17 protein-coding genes are annotated in these 18,656 nt (G+C 58.2%); 11 read left to right on the top strand and 6 right to left on the bottom strand.

Annotation, left to right across the window (positions count from 1 at the left end):
* Positions 1-103: 103 nt before the first annotated feature.
* The 3 genes from BLR97_RS18200 to BLR97_RS18195 are packed head-to-tail and all read left to right on the top strand — an operon-like array spanning position 104 to position 2,193.
* Complete coding sequence (locus BLR97_RS18200; RefSeq protein WP_089708144.1) at positions 104-1,342, top strand: ROK family transcriptional regulator; 1,239 nt, start codon at positions 104-106, stop codon at positions 1,340-1,342.
* Positions 1,343-1,384: 42 nt separating this feature from the next.
* The gene (locus BLR97_RS19755) at positions 1,385-1,561 is read left to right on the top strand and encodes a hypothetical protein (protein WP_022521938.1); all 177 of its coding nucleotides are present in this window, start codon (positions 1,385-1,387) and stop codon (positions 1,559-1,561) included.
* Positions 1,561-2,193 carry a hypothetical protein gene (locus tag BLR97_RS18195; RefSeq protein WP_089708142.1) on the top strand — a complete coding sequence of 211 codons (633 nt, stop codon included), beginning with the start codon at positions 1,561-1,563 and terminating at the stop codon, positions 2,191-2,193. The genes BLR97_RS19755 and BLR97_RS18195 overlap by 1 nt, the downstream gene beginning before the upstream one ends.
* Positions 2,194-2,270: 77 nt before the next feature.
* Here the strand turns inward: BLR97_RS18195 and BLR97_RS18190 are convergent, their stop codons facing one another.
* Together BLR97_RS18190 and BLR97_RS18185 are read right to left on the bottom strand one after the other, a co-directional pair.
* Positions 2,271-3,047, bottom strand: coding sequence for an SDR family oxidoreductase (locus BLR97_RS18190; protein WP_089708140.1), 777 nt, complete (start codon positions 3,045-3,047; stop codon positions 2,271-2,273).
* A gap of 20 nt (positions 3,048-3,067) precedes the next feature.
* On the bottom strand, positions 3,068-4,813 hold the full coding sequence (locus tag BLR97_RS18185; protein WP_089708138.1) for an IlvD/Edd family dehydratase: 1,746 nt from the start codon (positions 4,811-4,813) through the stop codon (positions 3,068-3,070).
* A 215-nt stretch (positions 4,814-5,028) separates the two neighbouring features.
* Here BLR97_RS18185 and BLR97_RS18180 point away from each other — a divergent pair, with 215 nt between their 5' ends.
* The 5 genes from BLR97_RS18180 to BLR97_RS18160 all read left to right on the top strand — a co-directional run bounded on the left by BLR97_RS18180 (position 5,029) and on the right by BLR97_RS18160 (position 10,653).
* Positions 5,029-6,048: a TRAP transporter substrate-binding protein gene (locus BLR97_RS18180; protein WP_089708137.1), complete on the top strand. Its 1,020-nt coding sequence runs from the start codon at positions 5,029-5,031 to the stop codon at positions 6,046-6,048.
* 84 nt (positions 6,049-6,132) lie between these two features.
* Complete coding sequence (locus BLR97_RS18175; RefSeq protein WP_089708135.1) at positions 6,133-6,744, top strand: TRAP transporter small permease subunit; 612 nt, start codon at positions 6,133-6,135, stop codon at positions 6,742-6,744.
* Positions 6,744-8,045 carry a TRAP transporter large permease gene (locus BLR97_RS18170; protein WP_089708132.1) on the top strand — a complete coding sequence of 434 codons (1,302 nt, stop codon included), beginning with the start codon at positions 6,744-6,746 and terminating at the stop codon, positions 8,043-8,045. Before BLR97_RS18175 ends, BLR97_RS18170 begins: the two co-directional genes overlap by 1 nt.
* Positions 8,046-8,074: 29 nt before the next feature.
* Positions 8,075-9,061, top strand: coding sequence for an AraD1 family protein (gene araD1 / locus BLR97_RS18165; RefSeq protein WP_089708130.1), 987 nt, complete (start codon positions 8,075-8,077; stop codon positions 9,059-9,061).
* A gap of 17 nt (positions 9,062-9,078) precedes the next feature.
* The gene (locus BLR97_RS18160; RefSeq protein WP_089708128.1) at positions 9,079-10,653 is read left to right on the top strand and encodes an aldehyde dehydrogenase (NADP(+)); all 1,575 of its coding nucleotides are present in this window, start codon (positions 9,079-9,081) and stop codon (positions 10,651-10,653) included.
* A 7-nt stretch (positions 10,654-10,660) separates the two neighbouring features.
* Here BLR97_RS18160 and BLR97_RS18155 read toward each other — a convergent pair whose 3' ends face one another.
* The 4 genes from BLR97_RS18155 to BLR97_RS18140 are packed head-to-tail and all read right to left on the bottom strand — an operon-like array spanning position 10,661 to position 15,187.
* Positions 10,661-11,587 carry a Gfo/Idh/MocA family protein gene (locus tag BLR97_RS18155; protein ID WP_089708125.1) on the bottom strand — a complete coding sequence of 309 codons (927 nt, stop codon included), beginning with the start codon at positions 11,585-11,587 and terminating at the stop codon, positions 10,661-10,663.
* Positions 11,588-11,600: 13 nt separating this feature from the next.
* A complete protein-coding gene (locus tag BLR97_RS18150; RefSeq protein ID WP_089708123.1) occupies positions 11,601-12,392 on the bottom strand; it encodes a FadR/GntR family transcriptional regulator in 792 nt (263 codons plus the stop codon).
* A gap of 31 nt (positions 12,393-12,423) precedes the next feature.
* A complete protein-coding gene (locus tag BLR97_RS18145) occupies positions 12,424-13,368 on the bottom strand; it encodes a DMT family transporter (protein WP_089708122.1) in 945 nt (314 codons plus the stop codon).
* A gap of 16 nt (positions 13,369-13,384) precedes the next feature.
* Positions 13,385-15,187, bottom strand: coding sequence for an IlvD/Edd family dehydratase (locus tag BLR97_RS18140; RefSeq protein ID WP_089708120.1), 1,803 nt, complete (start codon positions 15,185-15,187; stop codon positions 13,385-13,387).
* 330 nt (positions 15,188-15,517) lie between these two features.
* On the opposite strand from BLR97_RS18140, the gene BLR97_RS18135 reads away from it, so the two are divergent.
* From BLR97_RS18135 to BLR97_RS18125, 3 genes are all read left to right on the top strand, one after another.
* Positions 15,518-16,594: a TRAP transporter substrate-binding protein gene (locus tag BLR97_RS18135; protein ID WP_089708118.1), complete on the top strand. Its 1,077-nt coding sequence runs from the start codon at positions 15,518-15,520 to the stop codon at positions 16,592-16,594.
* 288 nt (positions 16,595-16,882) lie between these two features.
* Positions 16,883-17,632, top strand: coding sequence for an SDR family oxidoreductase (locus tag BLR97_RS18130; protein WP_089708116.1), 750 nt, complete (start codon positions 16,883-16,885; stop codon positions 17,630-17,632).
* A 42-nt stretch (positions 17,633-17,674) separates the two neighbouring features.
* The gene (locus BLR97_RS18125; protein WP_089708115.1) at positions 17,675-18,526 is read left to right on the top strand and encodes a fumarylacetoacetate hydrolase family protein; all 852 of its coding nucleotides are present in this window, start codon (positions 17,675-17,677) and stop codon (positions 18,524-18,526) included.
* Positions 18,527-18,656 lie beyond the last annotated feature (130 nt).

The raw sequence follows: 18,656 nt of genomic DNA, 5'->3' as shown, positions 1-18,656 counted from the left end.
TTTAGGCACTAAAATAAATACCTGCGTATAAAACTTAGGTCGCATTTTGGCGATCGGGTAAAGGCCCCACGATGAGGGTCTAAATACAACAACCGGCAAAATCATGGCCCTTCCATCCATTGACACCAGCCGCCTTGATAATACTCTGGCGGTGATCCGCACATTACGTGACCAAGGGCCGGCTGCACGCATCGACCTGGGTGCCCTCAATGGCATTAGTTCTGCTACCGTCACCTCGATCAGCGCCGAGCTACTCCAGCAAGGTTTGATCAATGAACGTCCGCCCGAAACACCCCGCGCCAACGGGCGTGGTCGACCAAAAACCCTGATTGAACTCGACCCACAAGCTGCCTGCGTGGTGTGCATCAAGCTCTCGATCAATGAGATCCAACTGGTGGTGGGCGACTTCGCGGGCCAAATCCGCCATAGCGAGCATCACGCGATCTCCACCTTGACGTTAAGCGCTGCCGACTTGGAAGCTCTGCTGGAAGACAAGATCAGCGCTGTTTGCACTCAACAACTAAGGGGGTTTCAACGTTTAGCGGGCATCTGTTTGGCAGTGCAGGGGGTGGTATCGTCGCAAAGCGGTACGATTATCTGGTCCCCCGCTTTAAGCTTTCGTAACGCACCGATAGCGCCACGTTTAGCAGAACGTTTTCACTGCAGCGTACTGCTGGAAAACGATGCCAACTGTATCGCCAGCGTACTGGCGGCGCAGCCCGCCTATGCGGATTGCAACAATTTGGTAGTCATTATGCTGGGCTACGGCATCGGCATGTCGGTGCTGATTAACGGAGTGCCCTATCTCGGCGCCAATGGCTCAGCGGCCGAGTTTGGGCATAGCAAATACCAACCCGATGGCGCCCTGTGCGCCTGCGGGCGCCGGGGCTGTATCGAAGCCTACGCCAGCGACTACGCGCTCTATCGAGAGGCTAGTGACTTGTTAGATTTGCCTACCGGCGATAGCGCGCACCCCTCCGCGCAGCAAATGCAGGCGTTGACCCAACTGGCCATGCAAGGCGACCCAGTGGCTCAGCGTATCTATGCCCAGGCGGGCCGGGCGCTGGGTGTCGGCATCGCCAATGTGCTGGCACTGTTTAACCCCGATTTAGTGCTGATTACCGGCTCGGGCGTACGTGGCTTTGACGCCATGCAGGCGGCTATGCACGCTGCCATTGATGACGCCCTGGTGGCCGAGCTGAGGGGCACCACCCGCATCGAGAGCTGCGCCTGGGATCGCGACATGACCTGCATGGGGGGCATTGCCATGGCGCTAAATGCCACCGATGGCGAGACGCTGTTAGATAGCCAGGCTAAGTCCGGATCGGCTACTTGCCTGTAGCCAAAAGGTCGATTAGCATAAAAATGTACAAAGGAGTATTTTATGTCTATTCATCAATTGACACAAAAAGTTAAGGCAGCTGGGCAGAACCGCACTCATGAGCAAAGAATGAAATTGCTTAAAGATGCGCACATCCTTGATTCACAAGGACGTCTTGATAAGCGTTTTTTCAGTCCATCTAAGTCTAAAGGCAACCATACGGCACACGTTAAGACCTAATGTATTCATCAAAACCGACAATTGTCTATGGTTTTCATGGGTTAGATAACGATATTGCCATCAGTATCCTGAACCAAAAATCTGAATTCAAACACAGTAATAATAAGTATGATTGGCTGGGCAATGGCGTTTACTTTTGGGAAAATAATCTTGAAAGAGCGCATCAGTATGCCCTTCAAGATAGCCAGCGGGCTGCTTCTAATGTTAAAGATCCCTTTGTACTGGGCGCAGTAATTGAGCTCGGCAACTGCCTGGATTTGCTTGACCAAAAATATAATGATTTTCTTAAAGAAGCTTATCAGCAGCTAAAAGATGATTTAGAGGCAGAAGGTACACCACTGCCTGAGAATAGATCATTTGGAAAAACAGATTTTGATTTTAAAGCCCGTGAGCTTGATTGTGCTGTGATTCGTTATGCATGTGCATTGGCCAAGGAACAGGGCGAACCCTTTGATTCTGTTAGGGCCGCTTTTATCGAAGGCGATCCACTGTACGATGGCGCAAGATTTTTCTCTGAAAACCATATTCAACTTGCCATCATTAATCCAGATTGTATAAAGGGTATTTTTTTGCCAAGAAAATCTACTCAAGAGATTGAACTCTCTGAAGAAAAACCGAGTACTAACCTTTAAACTTATGAATAGCCTCTAAACTCCCTTCTCACCATATCCACCCCCTCCTTGCAAACACTCAACGGGCATAACAATCGTCAGTCGTGATAAACCACGCTGCGCCCACCATCAATCGTTAAGCAGCTTGCGTTGATAAAGGGCGCCTCATCCGAGGCCAGAAAAACCACCGTCATCGCCACTTCCTCGGGTTGCCCCAACCGCCCTGGAGGCAGCAAGGTTTCGATGCGGGCCTTCGCTGCGGCGGGGTCATCGAAGGTTTGCCAATGCGCCTCTACCGCTGGGGTGGCGATATAACCCGGCGCGATGGCATTTACCCGCACGCCACGTGGGGCGTATTCAATACCGAGTGATCGAGTTAGACCAATCAAGCCGTGCTTGGCCACCGGGTAGGGAAAGCAGCCGGGAATAATCGAGAAGCTGTGGGTGGAGGCAATGTTAATAATGGCACCGCCACCCTGCGCCAGCATATCCGGCAACACCGCGCGGCTACAGTACCAGGCGCCTTCCAGATCGACCGCGAGGCAGCGCCGCCAGGCCTCATCCGGCATGGCGAGCGGCTCATGGAAGACATTCATCCCGGCGTTATTGACCAGCGTCGTCAGCGACCCGTTAATCTCCTGCACCCGCGCCACGGCGGCGTCCACCGCAGCGCGGTCGGCAATATCGGCGATCAGGGCCTGGGCGTTGTGGCCTTCGCCACGCAGCTCTTCCGCCAGCCGTTCGACGTCATCACCATCCCGATCCAGCAAGGCGACCGTGGCACCTTCGCGTACACAGGCTTCGGCAATGGCACGACCAATGCCGGTGGCTGCCCCGGTCACTAGAATATGCTTGTCGGCCAGTCTGGCGGCCATCGCGACTCCTTTACAGTTAATCAGTGCGAGTGACGCGGCACATCGGAACCCCGGCAGCCGACCAGAAAGTCGAAGTCGCAGCCTTCGTCCGCTTGCAGAACCCGCTCGATATACAGCTGGCGGTACCCGCCCTGGCTGGCGATGAGCGTTGAAGCGGCGGTGGGGTCGCTTTCGGCCAGGCGCGCGGCCAGCGCTTCATCGCTGATATCTAGATGCAGTCGGCCGCTGTCGCAGTCGAGTTCGATCCAGTCGCCATTTCGAACGGCGGCTAGCGGGCCACCGGCGGCGGCTTCGGGCGCTACGTGCAGTACCACGGTGCCGTAGGCGGTACCGCTCATGCGGGCGTCGGAGATGCGCACCATATCGGTAATGCCTTGGGCGAGGATCTTGGGCGGCAGGCCCATATTGCCCACCTCGGCCATGCCGTGATACCCGCGGGGGCCGCAGTGCTTCATGACCAGAATGTCGTTGGCTTCCACGTCCAGGTCCGGGTCGTTGATGCGCGCTTTGTAATCGTCAAAATCCTCAAACACTACTGCGCGACCGCGATGCTGCATCAGCTCGGCGGTTGCGGCGGAGGGCTTGAGCACCGCGCCGTTGGGGGCCAGGTTGCCGCGCACCACGCAGATACCGCCATCCGCAGTAAGCGGGTTATCCAGCGGGCGGATGACCTCATCGTTATACAGCGGGGCGTCCTGGACGTTTTCCCACAGCGTTTTGCCGTTGACGGTGAGCGCGTCCTTGAAGGGTAGGCGGTCGGCCTCGCCCAGGCGCTTGAGCACGGCGGGTAAGCCCCCCGCGTAGTAGAACTCTTCCATCAGAAAGCGCCCGGAAGGCTGCAGGTCGACCACCGTGGGGGTGCCACGCCCGACACGGCTCCAATCGTCCAAGGTGAGATCCACACCGATACGCCCGGCAATCGCCTTGAGGTGAATCACCGCGTTGGTGGAGCCGCCAATCGCCGCGTTGGTGCGGATGGCGTTGTCGAAGGCTTCTCTAGTAAGGATTTTAGACAGCCGCAGGTCTTCGTCGACCATCTCGACAATCCGGTTGCCGGAGAGATGGGCGAGCACGTAACGCCGCGAGTCTACCGCCGGAATCGCCGCGTTGTGGGGAAGCGACGTGCCCAGCGATTCGGCCATGCAGGCCATGGTGGAGGCAGTGCCCATGGTGTTGCAGGTACCCGCCGAGCGCGACATGCCCGCCTCGGCGGCCATAAAGTCGTGTAGCGAAATTTCGCCGGCTTTGACCTGCTCGGAGAGCTTCCAGACCACGGTGCCGGAGCCGATATCCTTACCTTTGTGCTTGCCGTTGAGCATCGGCCCGCCGGTGACCACGATGGTGGGGATATCGCAGCTCGCTGCGCCCATCAGCAGCGCTGGAGTGGTTTTGTCGCAGCCCACCAGCAACACTACCGCATCGATGGGGTTGCCGCGAATCGCTTCCTCAACGTCCATGCTGGCCAGGTTGCGGGTAAACATCGCCGTGGGGCGCAGGTTGGATTCGCCGTTGGAGAACACTGGGAATTCCACCGGGTAGCCGCCGGCTTCTAATACGCCCTGTTTCACGTGATCTGCTAGCTTACGAAAGTGGGCATTGCAGGGGGACAGTTCCGACCAGGTATTGCAGATCCCGATAATCGGCTTGCCCTGAAACTCATGGTCGGGGATACCCTGATTTTTCATCCAACTGCGGTACATAAAGCCGTTTTTATCTGCCGTGCCGAACCATTCGGCACTGCGCAGCGGATTTTGACGTTGGCCCATGAGGTTAACTCCTTGTTTTAGTTAGCTGGCAGCTGACGACCTAGCGGTATATGTCGAATGCGCAAGACACTAAACTACCCGAATCTCATAGTCGACCATACAAAAGTATATGTTGAACAATTGCTCTTAATGTTCAACATTGAGAGTCCCACATGGGTCATAGAATGTTTTCACCACAACGTTTCTTCACAACAACAATTTTGAGGAATAGTGCCATGCTCAAATCGAAATACAGCGCTCTGCTCACCGCCCCAGTGCTGCTGCTGGGTCTCTCTGCGGCCCAGGCGGCCGAGTACGAATGGAAGTTTCAGGCGTCCGAAACCTCTGGCGAGCCCAGCTTTAAAATCAAGCAAGAGTGGGCCGATAAGATCACTAAAATGACCGACGGACGGGTCGAGATCGAAGTGATGCCGATCAATTCCGTCGTTGGTCCTACCGAGACGCTAACCGCCGTTAGTTCCGGCATTCTGCAGGGCCACATGACCGACCCCAGCTACTTTTCCGGTCAGGATCCTGCTTTCGGCATGCTCGGCAACCTTGTCGGCGCTTGGCAAAACCCCTACGACTTCTTGGAGTATATGAAGTACGGCGGCGGTGAAGAGCTCTACAACGAACTGGTCGAGCCCTACGGCGCGCATTTGATCAGCTCAGCCACCTTCCCGCTGGAATCGGTTCCCTCCACGGTGCCCATCGAATCTATTGAAGACTTTGAAGGACTTAAGATCCGCGCCCCCCAAGGCATGGTGTACAACATTTTCGAGCGCATCGGTGCCACGCCCGTCAATCTGCCAGGCTCTGAGGTTTATACCGGGCTGGAAAAGGGTGTGATCGACGCTGCGGACTCCACGGTGCTCTCGAATAACGACGCCATGGGCCTGCACGCCTTCGCTCCTTACCCGCTGTACCCAGGCTTTCACTCCATGCCGATGATTGCCGTGTCGATCAACAAGGACATCTGGGACGGCCTGCCCGAAGACCTACAAACAACGTTAAATACCGCCTTCGACGGTATGGCTTATGACCTGATTGCCCGTCTCAAGGAGCAGGATATCGAGACCCTGCAGCGGCTTCAGGAAGACCCTGATGTTCACCCCTTCAACCTGCCTGCAGAAGAGCGCCAGAAATTCCGCACGGCGGCAGAGCAAGAGTGGAAAGAGTGGGCGAGCGAGAATGAGATGACCCAGAAGATCTATGACTCGGCGACCGCCTTTTTGCGCTCGCGCAATCTGCTCTAACTCTATGCTCTCAACTCTGCTTCATTAACCTAACCAACGCATCGCTCGGGAAAACATCCCGAGCGATGCGCGTAGAGTCGCGCCATGTCTCAAAAAACGCCTGATAAACAATACCGTTCTCCGACCATCCATGATCTTCCCGAGATCCCTAAAGCGGAGGAAGAAGTAACCTTCGAACGTAACGCCCTGGATCGCCTTATTGTACGGGGCGGTCGCGCTGTTTCCTGGTTGGTGCTGGTCGCGATGGGTATCAGCGTCGTCGAGGTATTCATGCGCTATGGCTTCAATAGCCCGACCTCCTGGGTACACGAAACCGTGGTGTTTCTGATCGCGGTTATCTTTGCGCTTGGCGGCCCAGCGGCCATGGCGCGCAATAGCCATATCCGCGTCAAGGTGCTCTATGACAGCGCCGGGCCAAGACTGAAGTGCTGGATGGATCGCTTTAACGACCTGCTCACGCTAATTTTCTGCCTGACGATGAGCTACGCCGCCTTTCACATGTTCTGGGGAGCATCGCATAACCCACTCGGCGAGTGGTCGCTGGAGCGTTCCGGCACTTCCTGGAATCCGCCCTTTCCGGCCATGGTCAAGGGCATGATTATGTTCGCCCTGATGTTAATGGCCCTGCAGGCCTTGCTGCATTTATGGCAATCGATCCGGGCTAAGCCACGTGTCGCAAGTGAGGAGTCGCGCTGATGGATATTTCAACCGCCACCATCCTCATGGTGGGAGCTATCTTCGCGCTGCTGGTCACCGGTTTGCCGCTGGCGTTCATTACTGGCTTGGTCGCAATGGCGTTCACCTTCGGCTGGTTCGGCGAGGCGGCACTGCCACTGGTCACCAGCCGCGTCTATGGGTTTATCACCGAGTATTCGCTAGTGGCAGTGCCCATGTTCGTGTTGATGGCATCGCTCCTGGATCGATCCGGCATCGCCAAAGATTTGTTCAATGCCATGCGCGTTTTCGCCGGGCGCTTACCGGGCGGCGTCGCGGTGCAGACCATTGTCGTGGCCTTCTTCCTGGCCGCCCTCTCGGGCATTATCGGTGGGGAGATCGTGTTACTAGGCATCCTGGCGCTGCCGCAAATGCTCAGGTTGGGCTACGACAAGCGTCTTTCCATTGGCGTGGTGTGTGCCGGTGGCGCCCTGGGCACCATGATGCCGCCGTCGATTGTGCTGATTATCTACGGCCTGATTGCCAGCGTATCGATTGCCGACCTGTTCGCAGCTGCCGTTACCCCGGCGGTAATCCTGATGGGTTCCTACATCGCCTATGTACTTGTGCGCTGTCTGAAGAACCCCTCGCTGGGCCCACCGTTAGATAAAAACACCCAAGACAATCCCTTCGCCACTAAGCTGGACGCGGTTAAAGCCATTGTTCTACCAGGGCTGATTGCCTTTTTAGTACTGGGCACCATCTACGGCGGTATCGCCTCGGTCACCGAAGCGGCGGCCATGGGTGTCTTTGGCGTGCTGCTTGCCACCATTGTTCGCGGCGAATTCACTCCAGGCATGCTGCACCATAGCTTGGGGCAGACCATGAACACCTGCGGGATGATCATCTGGATCGGCATCGGTGCCGCCGCCCTGGTGGGCGTCTACAACCTGATGGGCGGCAACCGCTTTGTATCAAGCTTGATCCTGGGGCTCGATGTAGCGCCAATTGTGATCATCCTAGTGATGATGGCGATCATGTTGGTACTCGGGCTATTCCTCGACTGGATCGGGATCGCCATGTTGGCCCTGCCGATCTTTCTGCCCATTATTATTCAGCTTGGTTTCGACCCGATCTGGTTCGGCATTCTGTTCGCCGTGAATATGCAGGTGTCCTTCCTGTCCCCCCCCTTCGGGCCTGCCGCCTTCTACCTTAAAAGCGTGGCACCGCCGGATATCAGCCTGAAGGATATTTACCTGTCCGTATTGCCCTTTATGGCCATTCAGCTGTGCGTACTCGCGGCGCTATTGAAGTGGCCGCAACTGGCCATTTGGCCACTATGATAACCGCCACCCAGCATGAGGAGACCGCCATGCGACTGATTCAGTGTGACCATCAGGGCCAGGTTCGCGCCGCCCTGGTCGAGAGCGAACAGCAGGTCAGACTGCTCGACTGCGATACCTACACTCTGGCCAACCGGGCGATTAGCGCCGGTAAGCCACTCAGCGACATGCTGACGGAAGCGTTGACCGACACGCGCCTTGATTATCAGGAGCTGGTCGACGACAAGCGCTTGCTGCCACCGCTGACGCATACTGACCCGGCGCACTGTTTGGTGACCGGCACCGGCCTCACCCACCTGGGCAGCGCCGATACCCGCTCGGCGATGCACGCCAAAGCCCAGGCCGCGGAGGAGGACATGACCGACTCCATGCGGATGTTCAAGCTGGGGGTGGAAGGTGGCAAACCCGACGCAGGCCAACTAGGCTCACAGCCTGAGTGGTTCTATAAGGGCGATGGTCAATGCGTCGTCGCACCGGAGGCTGAGATTCCCTCCCCCGCTTTCGCCGAAGATGCGGGCGAGGAGCCGGAGCTGGCGGGCCTCTACGTGATTGGCGACGATGGCCAACCCTGGCGTGTCGGTTACGCCCTCGGCAACGAGTTTTCTGATCACGTCACCGAGCGCTTCAATTATCTGTGGCTGGCCCACTCCAAGCTACGCGCCTGCAGCTTTGGGCCTGAGCTGTTGATCGGCGAACTGCCGGCGCATTTAGAAGGTACCAGCCGTATCCAGCGCGGTGGCGAAACACTGTGGGAAAAGCCCTTTCTCACCGGCGAGGCCAACATGGCCCACAGCCTGGCCAACCTGGAGTACCACCACTTTAAATACGCTGGCTTCCGCCGACCCGGCGATGTCCATGTGCACTTTTTCGGTACCGCAACGCTGAGCTTCGCTGACGGCATTAAAGTTCGCGAAGGCGATCGCTTTGAGATCCGTATCAGCGAGTTCGGCCGGGCCCTGCGTAACCCGCTCCGGGTAGAAGCAGACGCACCGGCTATCACTATTCAATCGCTCTAACCCCAGCAGGAGGTTTTATGACTTTGGAAGGCAAACTACTTATCGGGCAGCAGGCCATTAGTGGCCAACAAGCTGATATTAAGGCGGTTAACCCCGCCACCGGCGAAACGCTGCAACCAACCTACGCTGGCGGCGGCAAGGCCGAGGTCGAGCGTGCCTGTGAACTCGCCGAGGCGGCTTACGGTATCTACCGCGAAACCTCGCTCGAAGATCGGGCCGTGTTCCTCGAAACCATCGCCAACGAGATCGATGCGATTGGCGATGAGCTAACCGAGCGTGGCGTCGCCGAAACCGGCCTGCCCGAAGCCCGCCTGCAGGGCGAGCGTGGGCGTACCTGCGGCCAACTACGCTTGTTCGCCAACGTAGTCCGGGCCGGCGAGTGGCTGGATGTACGCATTGATCCGGCAATGCCTGATCGCGAACCGATGCCGCGTGTTGACCTTCGCCAGCGGCATATCGGCCTGGGCCCGGTAGCGGTGTTTGGCGCCAGCAACTTCCCGCTCGCCTTTAGCGTTGCCGGTGGCGACACTGCCTCGGCGCTGGCCGCTGGCTGCCCGGTGGTGGTCAAAGGCCACTCCGCCCACCCCGGCACCTCTGAGCTGGTGGGTCGCGCCATTCAGCGCGCCGTTGCCAAGTGCAATCTGCCTGAAGGCGTCTTTTCACTGCTGTTTGGTTCGGGCAAAGAGATTGGCCAGGCGCTAGTCGCCGACCCGCGCATTCAGGCAGTGGGTTTCACAGGTTCACGCAGCGGCGGCACGGCACTAATGGCCACCGCCCAAGCACGGCCGCAGCCAATCCCCGTCTATGCCGAGATGAGCTCCATCAACCCGGTGTTTCTGCTGCCAGAAGCGCTTAAGGCACGCGGCAAAGCCATCGCCGAAGGGTTTGTCGGCTCGCTCAACATGGGGGCCGGTCAGTTCTGCACCAACCCAGGGCTGGTGATTGCAGTTCAAGGGCCAGAACTGGATGCCTTTGTTGAGGCAGCCGGTGAAGGGGTCAAGGGCAGCGCGGCCCAGACCATGCTGACGCCGGGCATTCATGATGCCTACCAGCAAGGGGTCGGTCGACTAGCCAACCACGCCAAGGTCACCGAAGTGGCGCGCGGTCAGGCCGGCGACACGGCTCACCCTTGCCAAGCGGGGCTGTTTGTCACCCAGGCCGAGGCATTTCTCAGCGAACCCGCTCTCCAGGAGGAGGTATTCGGTGCGACCTCGCTGGTGATCGCCTGTACCGACGCCCAGGAAGTGGCGCGCGTTGCGGCTCAGCTCGAAGGCCAGCTAACCATTACGCTACACATGGATGACGGTGACTTGGAGGCCGCTCGCCAGCTCCTGCCAACCCTGGAGCGCAAGGCGGGGCGGATTCTCGCCAACGGCTGGCCCACCGGGGTGGAAGTCTGCCACGCCATGGTGCATGGCGGGCCCTACCCGGCGACCTCGGATTCGCGCACGACTTCGGTGGGCAGCGCAGCGATTTTCCGCTTCCTGCGCCCGGTGTGCTACCAGGCGCTGCCGGAAGGACTACTGCCCGAGGCACTCCGTGACGGTAACCCCTTTGGCGTATCACGCCTGGTCGATGGCAAGCGTGAATAAACCAGCGTTACTCGATAAAGGCGTCGGTGGTTTCACGATGACCGTATAGAAACGCATCGGCGACCTGGCGCAGCGGGGCCACATCTACCTCGCTGCGCCCGTTGGCGATTAGCTCGGCAAAGCGCGCATATAAACCTTGATACTCGCGTTCTTCAGCGTCGATGATAAGTTCATCGTCGATCATCAGACGACAGCCGCCCTGGGTGAGACTCAAACGGCTGCCATCACTGTCGATATGCATATCCCAGGTGGGCGGGCCGCTCTGACGAAAGTCAAAATCGGCCTCAATCGCCGCACCCTCTGGGTCGGTAAAGGATAACTCAGCGGCAATCGGTGTTTGCGCATTACTCGGCACCAGCAACCGCGCCTGTTGCAGAAAGAACGGCTGGGGCAAGATCGCCGTGGCAATCGACAGCGCGTTAATACCCGGGTCGAAAACGCCCATCCCACCGGGCTCCCAGATCCATGCCTGCCCCGGATGCCATACCCGCACGTCCTCCTTCCACACGATTTCAACCCGCTGAACCTTCCGTTCCGCGAGCCACTGCTGGGCATTCGCCACGCCGGGGGCAAACCGCGAGTGCCAGGCGGCAAACAGGCTAACGCCCTGCTTCTCGGCGCAGGCAATCAAGTCCTCCACTTCGCTTAACGTCGCCCCCGGTGGCTTTTCAAGCAGCACGTGCTTGCCACGCATCAGCGCTGCCCGCGCCTGGGAATAGCGCAGGTGCGTCGGCGTGCAGATTGAGACGGTGGTAATTTCAGGGTGGGCGTCGAGCATCGCTTCCAGGTCTTGATAGGCGGGTAGATCCGGCAGTGAGGCGTAGGGATCTGCCGTAGCGATAAGCTGGCAGTTCGGGGTGGCGGCGATTGCCGGGAGGTGCTGGTCGCGGACGATTTTGCCAACGCCCACCAAACCGAGGTTGAAGTCAGACATACGCTTGCCTTTGTTATTTACCATTGAATATGGGTTCAGGGGCGGTGTGGGGCAGCTCGACACTACGGCCCAACGAGCTGGTGCTGTGCTCAAGCCCCAGCGCTGCGGCGGTGCCGGCCAATACGGCTTGGGAGGCTAAAAACGCCTCCCGGGGGCGGCGCAACCGAATACTCTCCATCAGCCGACGGTGGCGCTCCAAGCTCTCTTCAGGATCCGGCGCGTTCTCGTTGGACATGGAGACCAGCATAAAGATAGAAGGGCGCAGAATATGCGATAGCTGCGCCCAGACGATATTATGGGTCGCTTTGAAGATCGCCTCGTGAAAGGCGACATCGCACTCGCTATGCAGCCGCCGCTCCTCTTCGCAGGTGGCATTACGTAAATTCTGCCCCAGTCCTTCAAAGGCCTCTTCGATGGCAACCAAATCACGCGCCTTAGCCCGCTTGGCGGCGGTCATCGCCACATAGGGCTCCACATCCAGTCGGAAGGCAAGGATTTCGCGCTGAATTTCGGGATTGGGCGCGGCGTAGCGGGTTAACCAATCGGTCACCTGGGCGTCGAGAATATGCCACTCCGAGTACTCACGCACCTTGGAGCCATGGCCGGAAATTCGCTCAATAATACCGGCATCAACCAACTGACGCAGATCGCTACGCACCGCCGAGCGATTAATCGCAAAGCGTTCGCATAAATCCATTTCACGAGGTACAAAATCCCCGGGATGATAGCGCCCGCTGAAGATTTCCTCAGCGAGATGTTCGGCGATATTGGGGCGCGCTATTGGTTTACTGGGAGATGACGTCACTGCGATAAGACCCTGTTTCGATTCCTGCTCATCATAACGTACTTGACCGGTCTACTGTTACCGGCAGCGCAGCTTCAAGCACTGCCCGCTGCCTCAGTTCCAGACGCCGTTCATAAAGGCCTTTAGCACTCAGTGTGCCCAGCACTAGAACGCCACCGACCATGGCCACCGGGGCAGGTTGTTCGCCTAGAATCCACCAGGCCAACAGCGTGCCCACTACCACTTCCAGCAGGAGTAACAAGCCCACTTCGGCAGAGGGCAGATACAGCGGTCCACGCTGCAGCAACGTGACCCCACAAGGCACAATGATCAGGCACAGGAGGATGACCACGGCGAGTTGGTTCGTTGCTGGCAGGGTCGGCTCGCTTCCCGCAAGCCAAAACAGCCCAGCGATGCTGCCGACGACAATGCCGTTGAACACCAGCATTGGGCTCATATCGACACCTGGGCGCGTACGGCAGAGGGTAAAATTAATCGCCAGAGTCGTCGCCGCCATTAAAGCGAAAGCGTTACCCACCCAGGAACCTGCGCCTGCGTCGTCGAGCGCAATCATTGCGATGCCGAGCATGCAAAGACAAATCGCCAGCCAAGTGCGCCTGGGTAAACGCTCCTTGAGAATGACCCAGGAGAGCACGGCAGCGATAAGCGGCGAACTTGCCAGTATCATCAACACGTTGCCCGCTTTGGTGTACTGATTGCCCAGCACGAAACCACAGGTGGTCAGGCTAAATAGCAGCGCCACGGCGATGCCCGTCCAGCCGCAACGACGATAAGCCGCCAGGGTGCCACGGCCATAGCGCAGCAGGGCAATCAGTAGAAAACCTAATCCCGAAAGAAAGCCACGCCACATCAGAATTTCCGCATCGGGCAGATCGGCCACCTTAATCAGCAAGGCATCGGGTGCCATTATTATCGCGCCGCCACCCGTCAATAACAGGCCTTGCTGGCGATGCGACAAGGTACTCAAACGGCTCATCTTAATGCTTATCCCTTTAATGATTATCCCTGGGCGGATGCTGGCGGGCCACATCGCGATACTGGGCTGCTGGGATAAGCGTCATGCCGCGATCCAGTGGTTCGACCATACTGCGCTGGATCTCCTGCCAGGGGGTCTGATGGCCGGGGTAGCGGTAGCCACCCTGTTGGGCCAAACGCTCGCGGCGCGCTTCCAATTCGCTGGCGTCAATGAGTAGCTGCACTTTGCAGCGCTTTAGGTCGACCCTTAGCCGGTCGCCGCTTTCCAGCAACGCCAAGCCACCGCCCGTGGCGGCTTCCGGGGAGGCGTTGAGAATCGACGGCGAGCCCGACGTGCCCGACTGGCGGCCATCGCCCAGGCAGGGCAGCGATTCGATACCCTGTTTGATCAGCGCCTCCGGCGGCTGCATATTGACCACTTCGGCACCGCCGGGGTGGCCTACCGGTCCGGCCCCGCGCATCACCAGAATGGTGTGCGCATCGATGTTCAGAGCCGGGTCGTCAATACGGGCGTGGTAATCCTCGGAGCCATCAAAAACCACTACCTTGCCTTCAAAGGCGTCCGGGTCGCTGGGGTCATTCAGGAAGCGCTCGCGGAAATCCCGGGAGATCACGCTGGTTTTCATCAGCGCCGAGTCGAACAGGTTGCCCTTGAGGTTGAGGAAGCCCGCATGATCCACCAACGAGTCGTTATAGCGACAAATCACATCGGGGTCTTGGGTTTCACGGCCCTGTACATTATCGCCCAGCGAGCGGCCATTGACCGTCAGCGCACTGCCGTGCAGCTTACCCGCCGTTTGTAGCTCATGGAGGATCGCGGGCACGCCCCCGGCGCGGTAGAACTCTTCGCACAGGAAAGCACCGGCGGGCATGACGTTGGCCAACAGTGGGATTTCATGACCCAGGCGTTGCCAATCATCGTTATCCAGCGTAATACCCGCATGGCGAGCAATCCCATTGATATGCACCGGCGCATTGGAGGAACCACCCAAGGCCGAGCACGCCACAATGGCGTTTTCAAACGCTTCGCGGGTCAGAATATCCAGCGGGCGCAGATCCTCCCAGACCATATCGACAATCCGCGTGCCGGTGTCGTAGGACACCATCGCGCGCTCTTTATAGGGCGCGGGAATCACCGCTGAACCCGGCAGGCTCATGCCCAACACTTCGGCCATGGAGTTCATGGTGGAAGCGGTGCCCATGGTATTGCAGTGGCCAATTGAGGGCGCTGAATCGCTGGCACGGGAAAGAAACTCTGCGTAGTCGATATCGCCCGCCGCCAGGCGCTTGCGTAGCTCCCAAATAATCGTGCCCGAGCCCACCCGCTCGGCGCCGCGCCAGCCGTTGAGCATCGGACCACCGGAGAGCACAATGGCCGGAATATTCACCGTTGCCGCGGCCATCAGCGCAGCCGGGGTGGTTTTATCACAGCCAGTGGTCAGAACCACCCCGTCTAACGGATAGCCGTGCAGCACTTCCACCAGCCCCAAGTAAGCCAGGTTACGATCCAGCGCGGCGGTGGGACGCCGAACGTTCTCGTGAATCGGGTGCATGGGGAACTCAAACGGCACCCCGCCCGCCGCGCGGATACCATCTTTGACCCGTTTTACCAGGTCAATGTGATGGCGATTGCACGGGGTTAAATCCGAACCCGATTGGCAAATACCGATAATCGGCTTGCCGCTGGTCAGCTCATCCAGCGTGATACCGTAATTAAGGTAGCGCTCAATGCACAGCGCTGTGGTACCGGGGTGATCGGGGTTATCGAACCAGTAACGTGAACGCAACTGTTCAGAAGTTATTCGCTGAGAATTGACCATGGTTCCGCTCCACGCCTAAAGTAAATATAAAAGTTAGTAGGCATGCGTAAGACACGAAAACGGCCCTACCAACATCATCGATTCAGTAAACTCCCTAAAATGTAGGGGAGGGATACCATGACGGTACGCTGTCTTTACTATGGCGTCGATACATACAAAAGTATATGTTGAACATATCAGCAAATCGGTAGACATTCAGCTAAGGGCTGTGGCGTTCGCACCCTCTGCGTGAGCGCCGCTTACATACAACAACAATAGCAACCACGCTGTAGCTCGCTTGGAAGATGCTCTTAGCAAAGCGGCCTGCAGCACGCCAGGAGAGTGACGACTATGCATCATCTTTGGAAACGCACCCTGTTAATGACCGGTGCCACACTGCTCAGCTCGGGCATCGCCTACGCGCAAACGCCCGATTTATCCGACCCGCCAGAGATTGAGGGTGACACAGTCGGCGACCACGGCAGTGTCACCTTACGCATGGGGCTTGGCTTGGCCGAAAGCTCGCCTCAGTACATCTCTAGCCAGTACTTTGCGGATATTCTTGACCAGCGCAGTGAAGGGCGCATCACCGTTAATGTCTTCCCCAACAGCCAACTCGGTGACGACGTGCAGATGATGGAGATGCTGCAGACCGGCACGCTGGATATGACCTACCCTTCATCGTCCCCTGCCACTAGCTATGTGGAGGAACTGGCTGTTTTTGACCTGCCCTTCTTGCTGCCTACCCGGGAAGCTGCCGTTGAGGCTATGCGTAGCGATGCCGCCCAGGAAATGCTTGACGCGTTCGATGGTAGCGGCATCAAAGCCTTGGCATTTTCTGAGAACGGCTTTCGGCAGCTCTCCAATAGCGCCCGGGAAGTCTCCTCGCCAGAAGACGTGGCGGGCTTAGACGTTCGCGGCCTGACCATTCGTACGATGGAAAACCCGGTGCACCTAGCCATTTGGGAGGCATTGGGCGCTAACCCCACGCCCATGGCGTTTGGCGAGCTGTTCTCCGCCATGGAACAGGGCGTTGTCGACGGCCAGGAAAACCCCTGGAGCACTATTTTGACCTCCAATTTTTATGAGGTTCAGGAGTACGGCTCCGAGACCCGTCACGTTTATACGCCCTTTATCAAGATGATTTCCGAGCGCACCTGGGACACCCTAGACCCTGAATATCAAGAGCTTATACAGGAAGCAGCACTACAAGCAGCCGATTACGAAATCCAGCTCTCGAGCGAATACGACGACTGGTCGCGTAATCAACTTGAAGAGCGCGGCATGAAAATCACTCGTCTTAGTGACGAACAGATTGCCGCCTTCCAGGAGGCCGTACAGCCAGTTTATGACGAGTGGGCCCCGCGCATTGGCGAAGATCTGGTGGCAGAATTCCAACAGATTGCTGAATCGTCTATGACGGAATAAACAGCGCTCAACTGTTCGCTTTTCTACAGCTCAATTTTCTATTAAAAGGCAATACTCAAGAGCACTTTCAGGGACGGCTTCGGCCGTCCCTTTTGCATTTCATGATGCATCCCAAAATATTGGCAACAACCAGTAACTAGGCCATACTTGGATAAACATCATCCTAGCATCCTGTCATACCATATGACTTATCGTCATCAATGCGACGACCGCCATCACACAGTGGCTATTGCAACAGACCGACAAGCGATCATCACCGGATCAATAACAATAGCACCGGGAACCGCCATGCGACTCAACAACAAGACGGCACTGATCACCGCCGCAGGCCAGGGTATTGGCAGGGCCACAGCACTGCGCTTCGCCGCAGAAGGCGCGCGGGTCATTGCCACCGATATCAATACCCAAACTCTCGACGAACTGGCCGATATCCCCGGCATTACCAAACGCCGGCTCGATGTCCTGGACGCTGCCGCCATCGAGGCGCTGGCCGCCGAACTAGGTGCCGTCGACATCCTCTTCAACTGCGCTGGCTACGTGGCTAACGGCTCGCTGCTGGACGGCAGCGATGACGATTGGGAGTTATCGTTATCACTCAATGTGATGGCGATGATGCGGATAACTCGCGCCTTGCTGCCGGCCATGCTCGACAATGGCGGCGGCAGCATCATCAACATGGCCTCGGTGGCATCGAGCCTCAAAGGCGTACCCAACCGCTGCGCCTACGGCACCACTAAAGCCGCGGTACTCGGCCTAACCAAGTCGGTGGCCGCCGACTATATCGGGCAGGGAATCCGCTGCAACGCCATCTGTCCCGGCACGGTGGACTCGCCCTCGCTGCGCCAGCGCATCGGCGAACAAGCCAAGCGACAGGGGCGCAAGGAAGACGATGTCTACGCCGAATTCATCGCCCGCCAGCCCCAGGGGCGACTGGGCAGCCCGGAAGAAATTGCGGCTCTTGCTACCTATCTGGCCGCCGATGAGTCCGCCTACACCACCGGTACCGCCCAGATCATCGATGGTGGCTGGCTTATCTGATCCCATAAACGTCGAACCACGAGACAACCAAGGAACCGACCGATGAAACTGTTACGCTTCGGCCCGCGCGGCCATGAAAAGCCCGGCCTGCTGGATGACAATGGGGTGATCCGCGACCTGTCGGCCCATGTCACCGATCTGGCCGGCGAGTATCTTGACCGACGCACCCTCGAAGGCCTGGCGGCACTTGATGCGGCAAGCCTTCCCGAAGTGCCTGCCGACACTCGCATCGCCCCTTGCGTGGCAGGCGTGGGTAAGTTCATCTGTATTGGCCTGAACTACTCCGACCACGCCGCCGAGACCGGCGCGCAGGTTCCCCCGGAGCCGGTAATCTTCAACAAATGGACCAGCGCCATCTGCGGCCCGAATGATGAGGTGATCATTCCCCGCGATTCCGAGAAAACTGACTGGGAAGTAGAACTCGGCGTGGTGATCGGCAAAGCCGGTCGCTACATCGACGAAGCCGATGCCATGCAGCACGTTGCCGGTTTCTGTGTGGTCAACGATGTCTCCGAGCGCGCGTTCCAACTGGAACGCAGCGGCACCTGGGACAAAGGCAAAGGCTGCGATACTTTCGGCCCTCTGGGCCCATGGCTGGTTACCCCCGACGAGGTGGCAGACCCCCATCAGCTCGACATGTGGCTCGAGGTGGATGGTAAGCGCTACCAAGACGGCAACACCCGCACCATGGTCTACCAGGTTCCGTTTCTGATCAGCTACCTGAGCCGCTTCATGAGCCTGCAACCGGGCGATGTCATCTCCACCGGCACACCGCCTGGGGTCGGCATGGGCCAACAACCGCCGGTCTACCTCAAGCCCGGCCAACGCATGCGCCTGGGTATCCAAGGCCTCGGTGAGCAACACCAGACCGTTGTAGCCGACCAGCAGCGCTGAGCCAGGAGACTGAGATGCGAACGATCGTATGTGCCGAACCAGGCCACATGACCCGGGAACAGCGCGAGCCCCCGAGCTGCCGCAAGGGAGAAGCGCTGCTGTGTATTCGTCGTATCAGGGTATGTGGCGC

This window comes from Vreelandella arcis, assembly GCF_900103865.1.
In the GTDB taxonomy this organism is placed as follows: Bacteria; Pseudomonadota; Gammaproteobacteria; order Pseudomonadales; family Halomonadaceae; genus Vreelandella; species Vreelandella arcis.
This window is presented reverse-complemented; position numbering and strand designations above follow the sequence as displayed.

Excerpts from the sequence above, each read along its gene's own strand:
- BLR97_RS18170 (WP_089708132.1), top strand. The coding sequence starts at position 6,744 with ATGGATATTTCAACCGCCACCATCCTCATGGTGGGAGCTATCTTCGCG.
- BLR97_RS18135 (WP_089708118.1), top strand. The coding sequence starts at position 15,518 with ATGCATCATCTTTGGAAACGCACCCTGTTAATGACCGGTGCCACACTG.
- BLR97_RS18190 (WP_089708140.1), bottom strand. The coding sequence starts at position 3,047 with ATGGCCGCCAGACTGGCCGACAAGCATATTCTAGTGACCGGGGCAGCC.
- araD1 (WP_089708130.1), top strand. The coding sequence starts at position 8,075 with ATGCGACTGATTCAGTGTGACCATCAGGGCCAGGTTCGCGCCGCCCTG.
- BLR97_RS18180 (WP_089708137.1), top strand. The coding sequence starts at position 5,029 with ATGCTCAAATCGAAATACAGCGCTCTGCTCACCGCCCCAGTGCTGCTG.
- BLR97_RS18145 (WP_089708122.1), bottom strand. The coding sequence starts at position 13,368 with ATGAGCCGTTTGAGTACCTTGTCGCATCGCCAGCAAGGCCTGTTATTG.
- BLR97_RS18195 (WP_089708142.1), top strand. The coding sequence starts at position 1,561 with ATGTATTCATCAAAACCGACAATTGTCTATGGTTTTCATGGGTTAGAT.
- BLR97_RS18140 (WP_089708120.1), bottom strand. The coding sequence starts at position 15,187 with ATGGTCAATTCTCAGCGAATAACTTCTGAACAGTTGCGTTCACGTTAC.
- BLR97_RS18175 (WP_089708135.1), top strand. The coding sequence starts at position 6,133 with ATGTCTCAAAAAACGCCTGATAAACAATACCGTTCTCCGACCATCCAT.
- BLR97_RS18155 (WP_089708125.1), bottom strand. The coding sequence starts at position 11,587 with ATGTCTGACTTCAACCTCGGTTTGGTGGGCGTTGGCAAAATCGTCCGC.
- BLR97_RS18130 (WP_089708116.1), top strand. The coding sequence starts at position 16,883 with ATGCGACTCAACAACAAGACGGCACTGATCACCGCCGCAGGCCAGGGT.
- BLR97_RS18185 (WP_089708138.1), bottom strand. The coding sequence starts at position 4,813 with ATGGGCCAACGTCAAAATCCGCTGCGCAGTGCCGAATGGTTCGGCACG.
- BLR97_RS19755 (WP_022521938.1), top strand. The coding sequence starts at position 1,385 with ATGTCTATTCATCAATTGACACAAAAAGTTAAGGCAGCTGGGCAGAAC.
- BLR97_RS18125 (WP_089708115.1), top strand. The coding sequence starts at position 17,675 with ATGAAACTGTTACGCTTCGGCCCGCGCGGCCATGAAAAGCCCGGCCTG.
- BLR97_RS18200 (WP_089708144.1), top strand. The coding sequence starts at position 104 with ATGGCCCTTCCATCCATTGACACCAGCCGCCTTGATAATACTCTGGCG.
- BLR97_RS18160 (WP_089708128.1), top strand. The coding sequence starts at position 9,079 with ATGACTTTGGAAGGCAAACTACTTATCGGGCAGCAGGCCATTAGTGGC.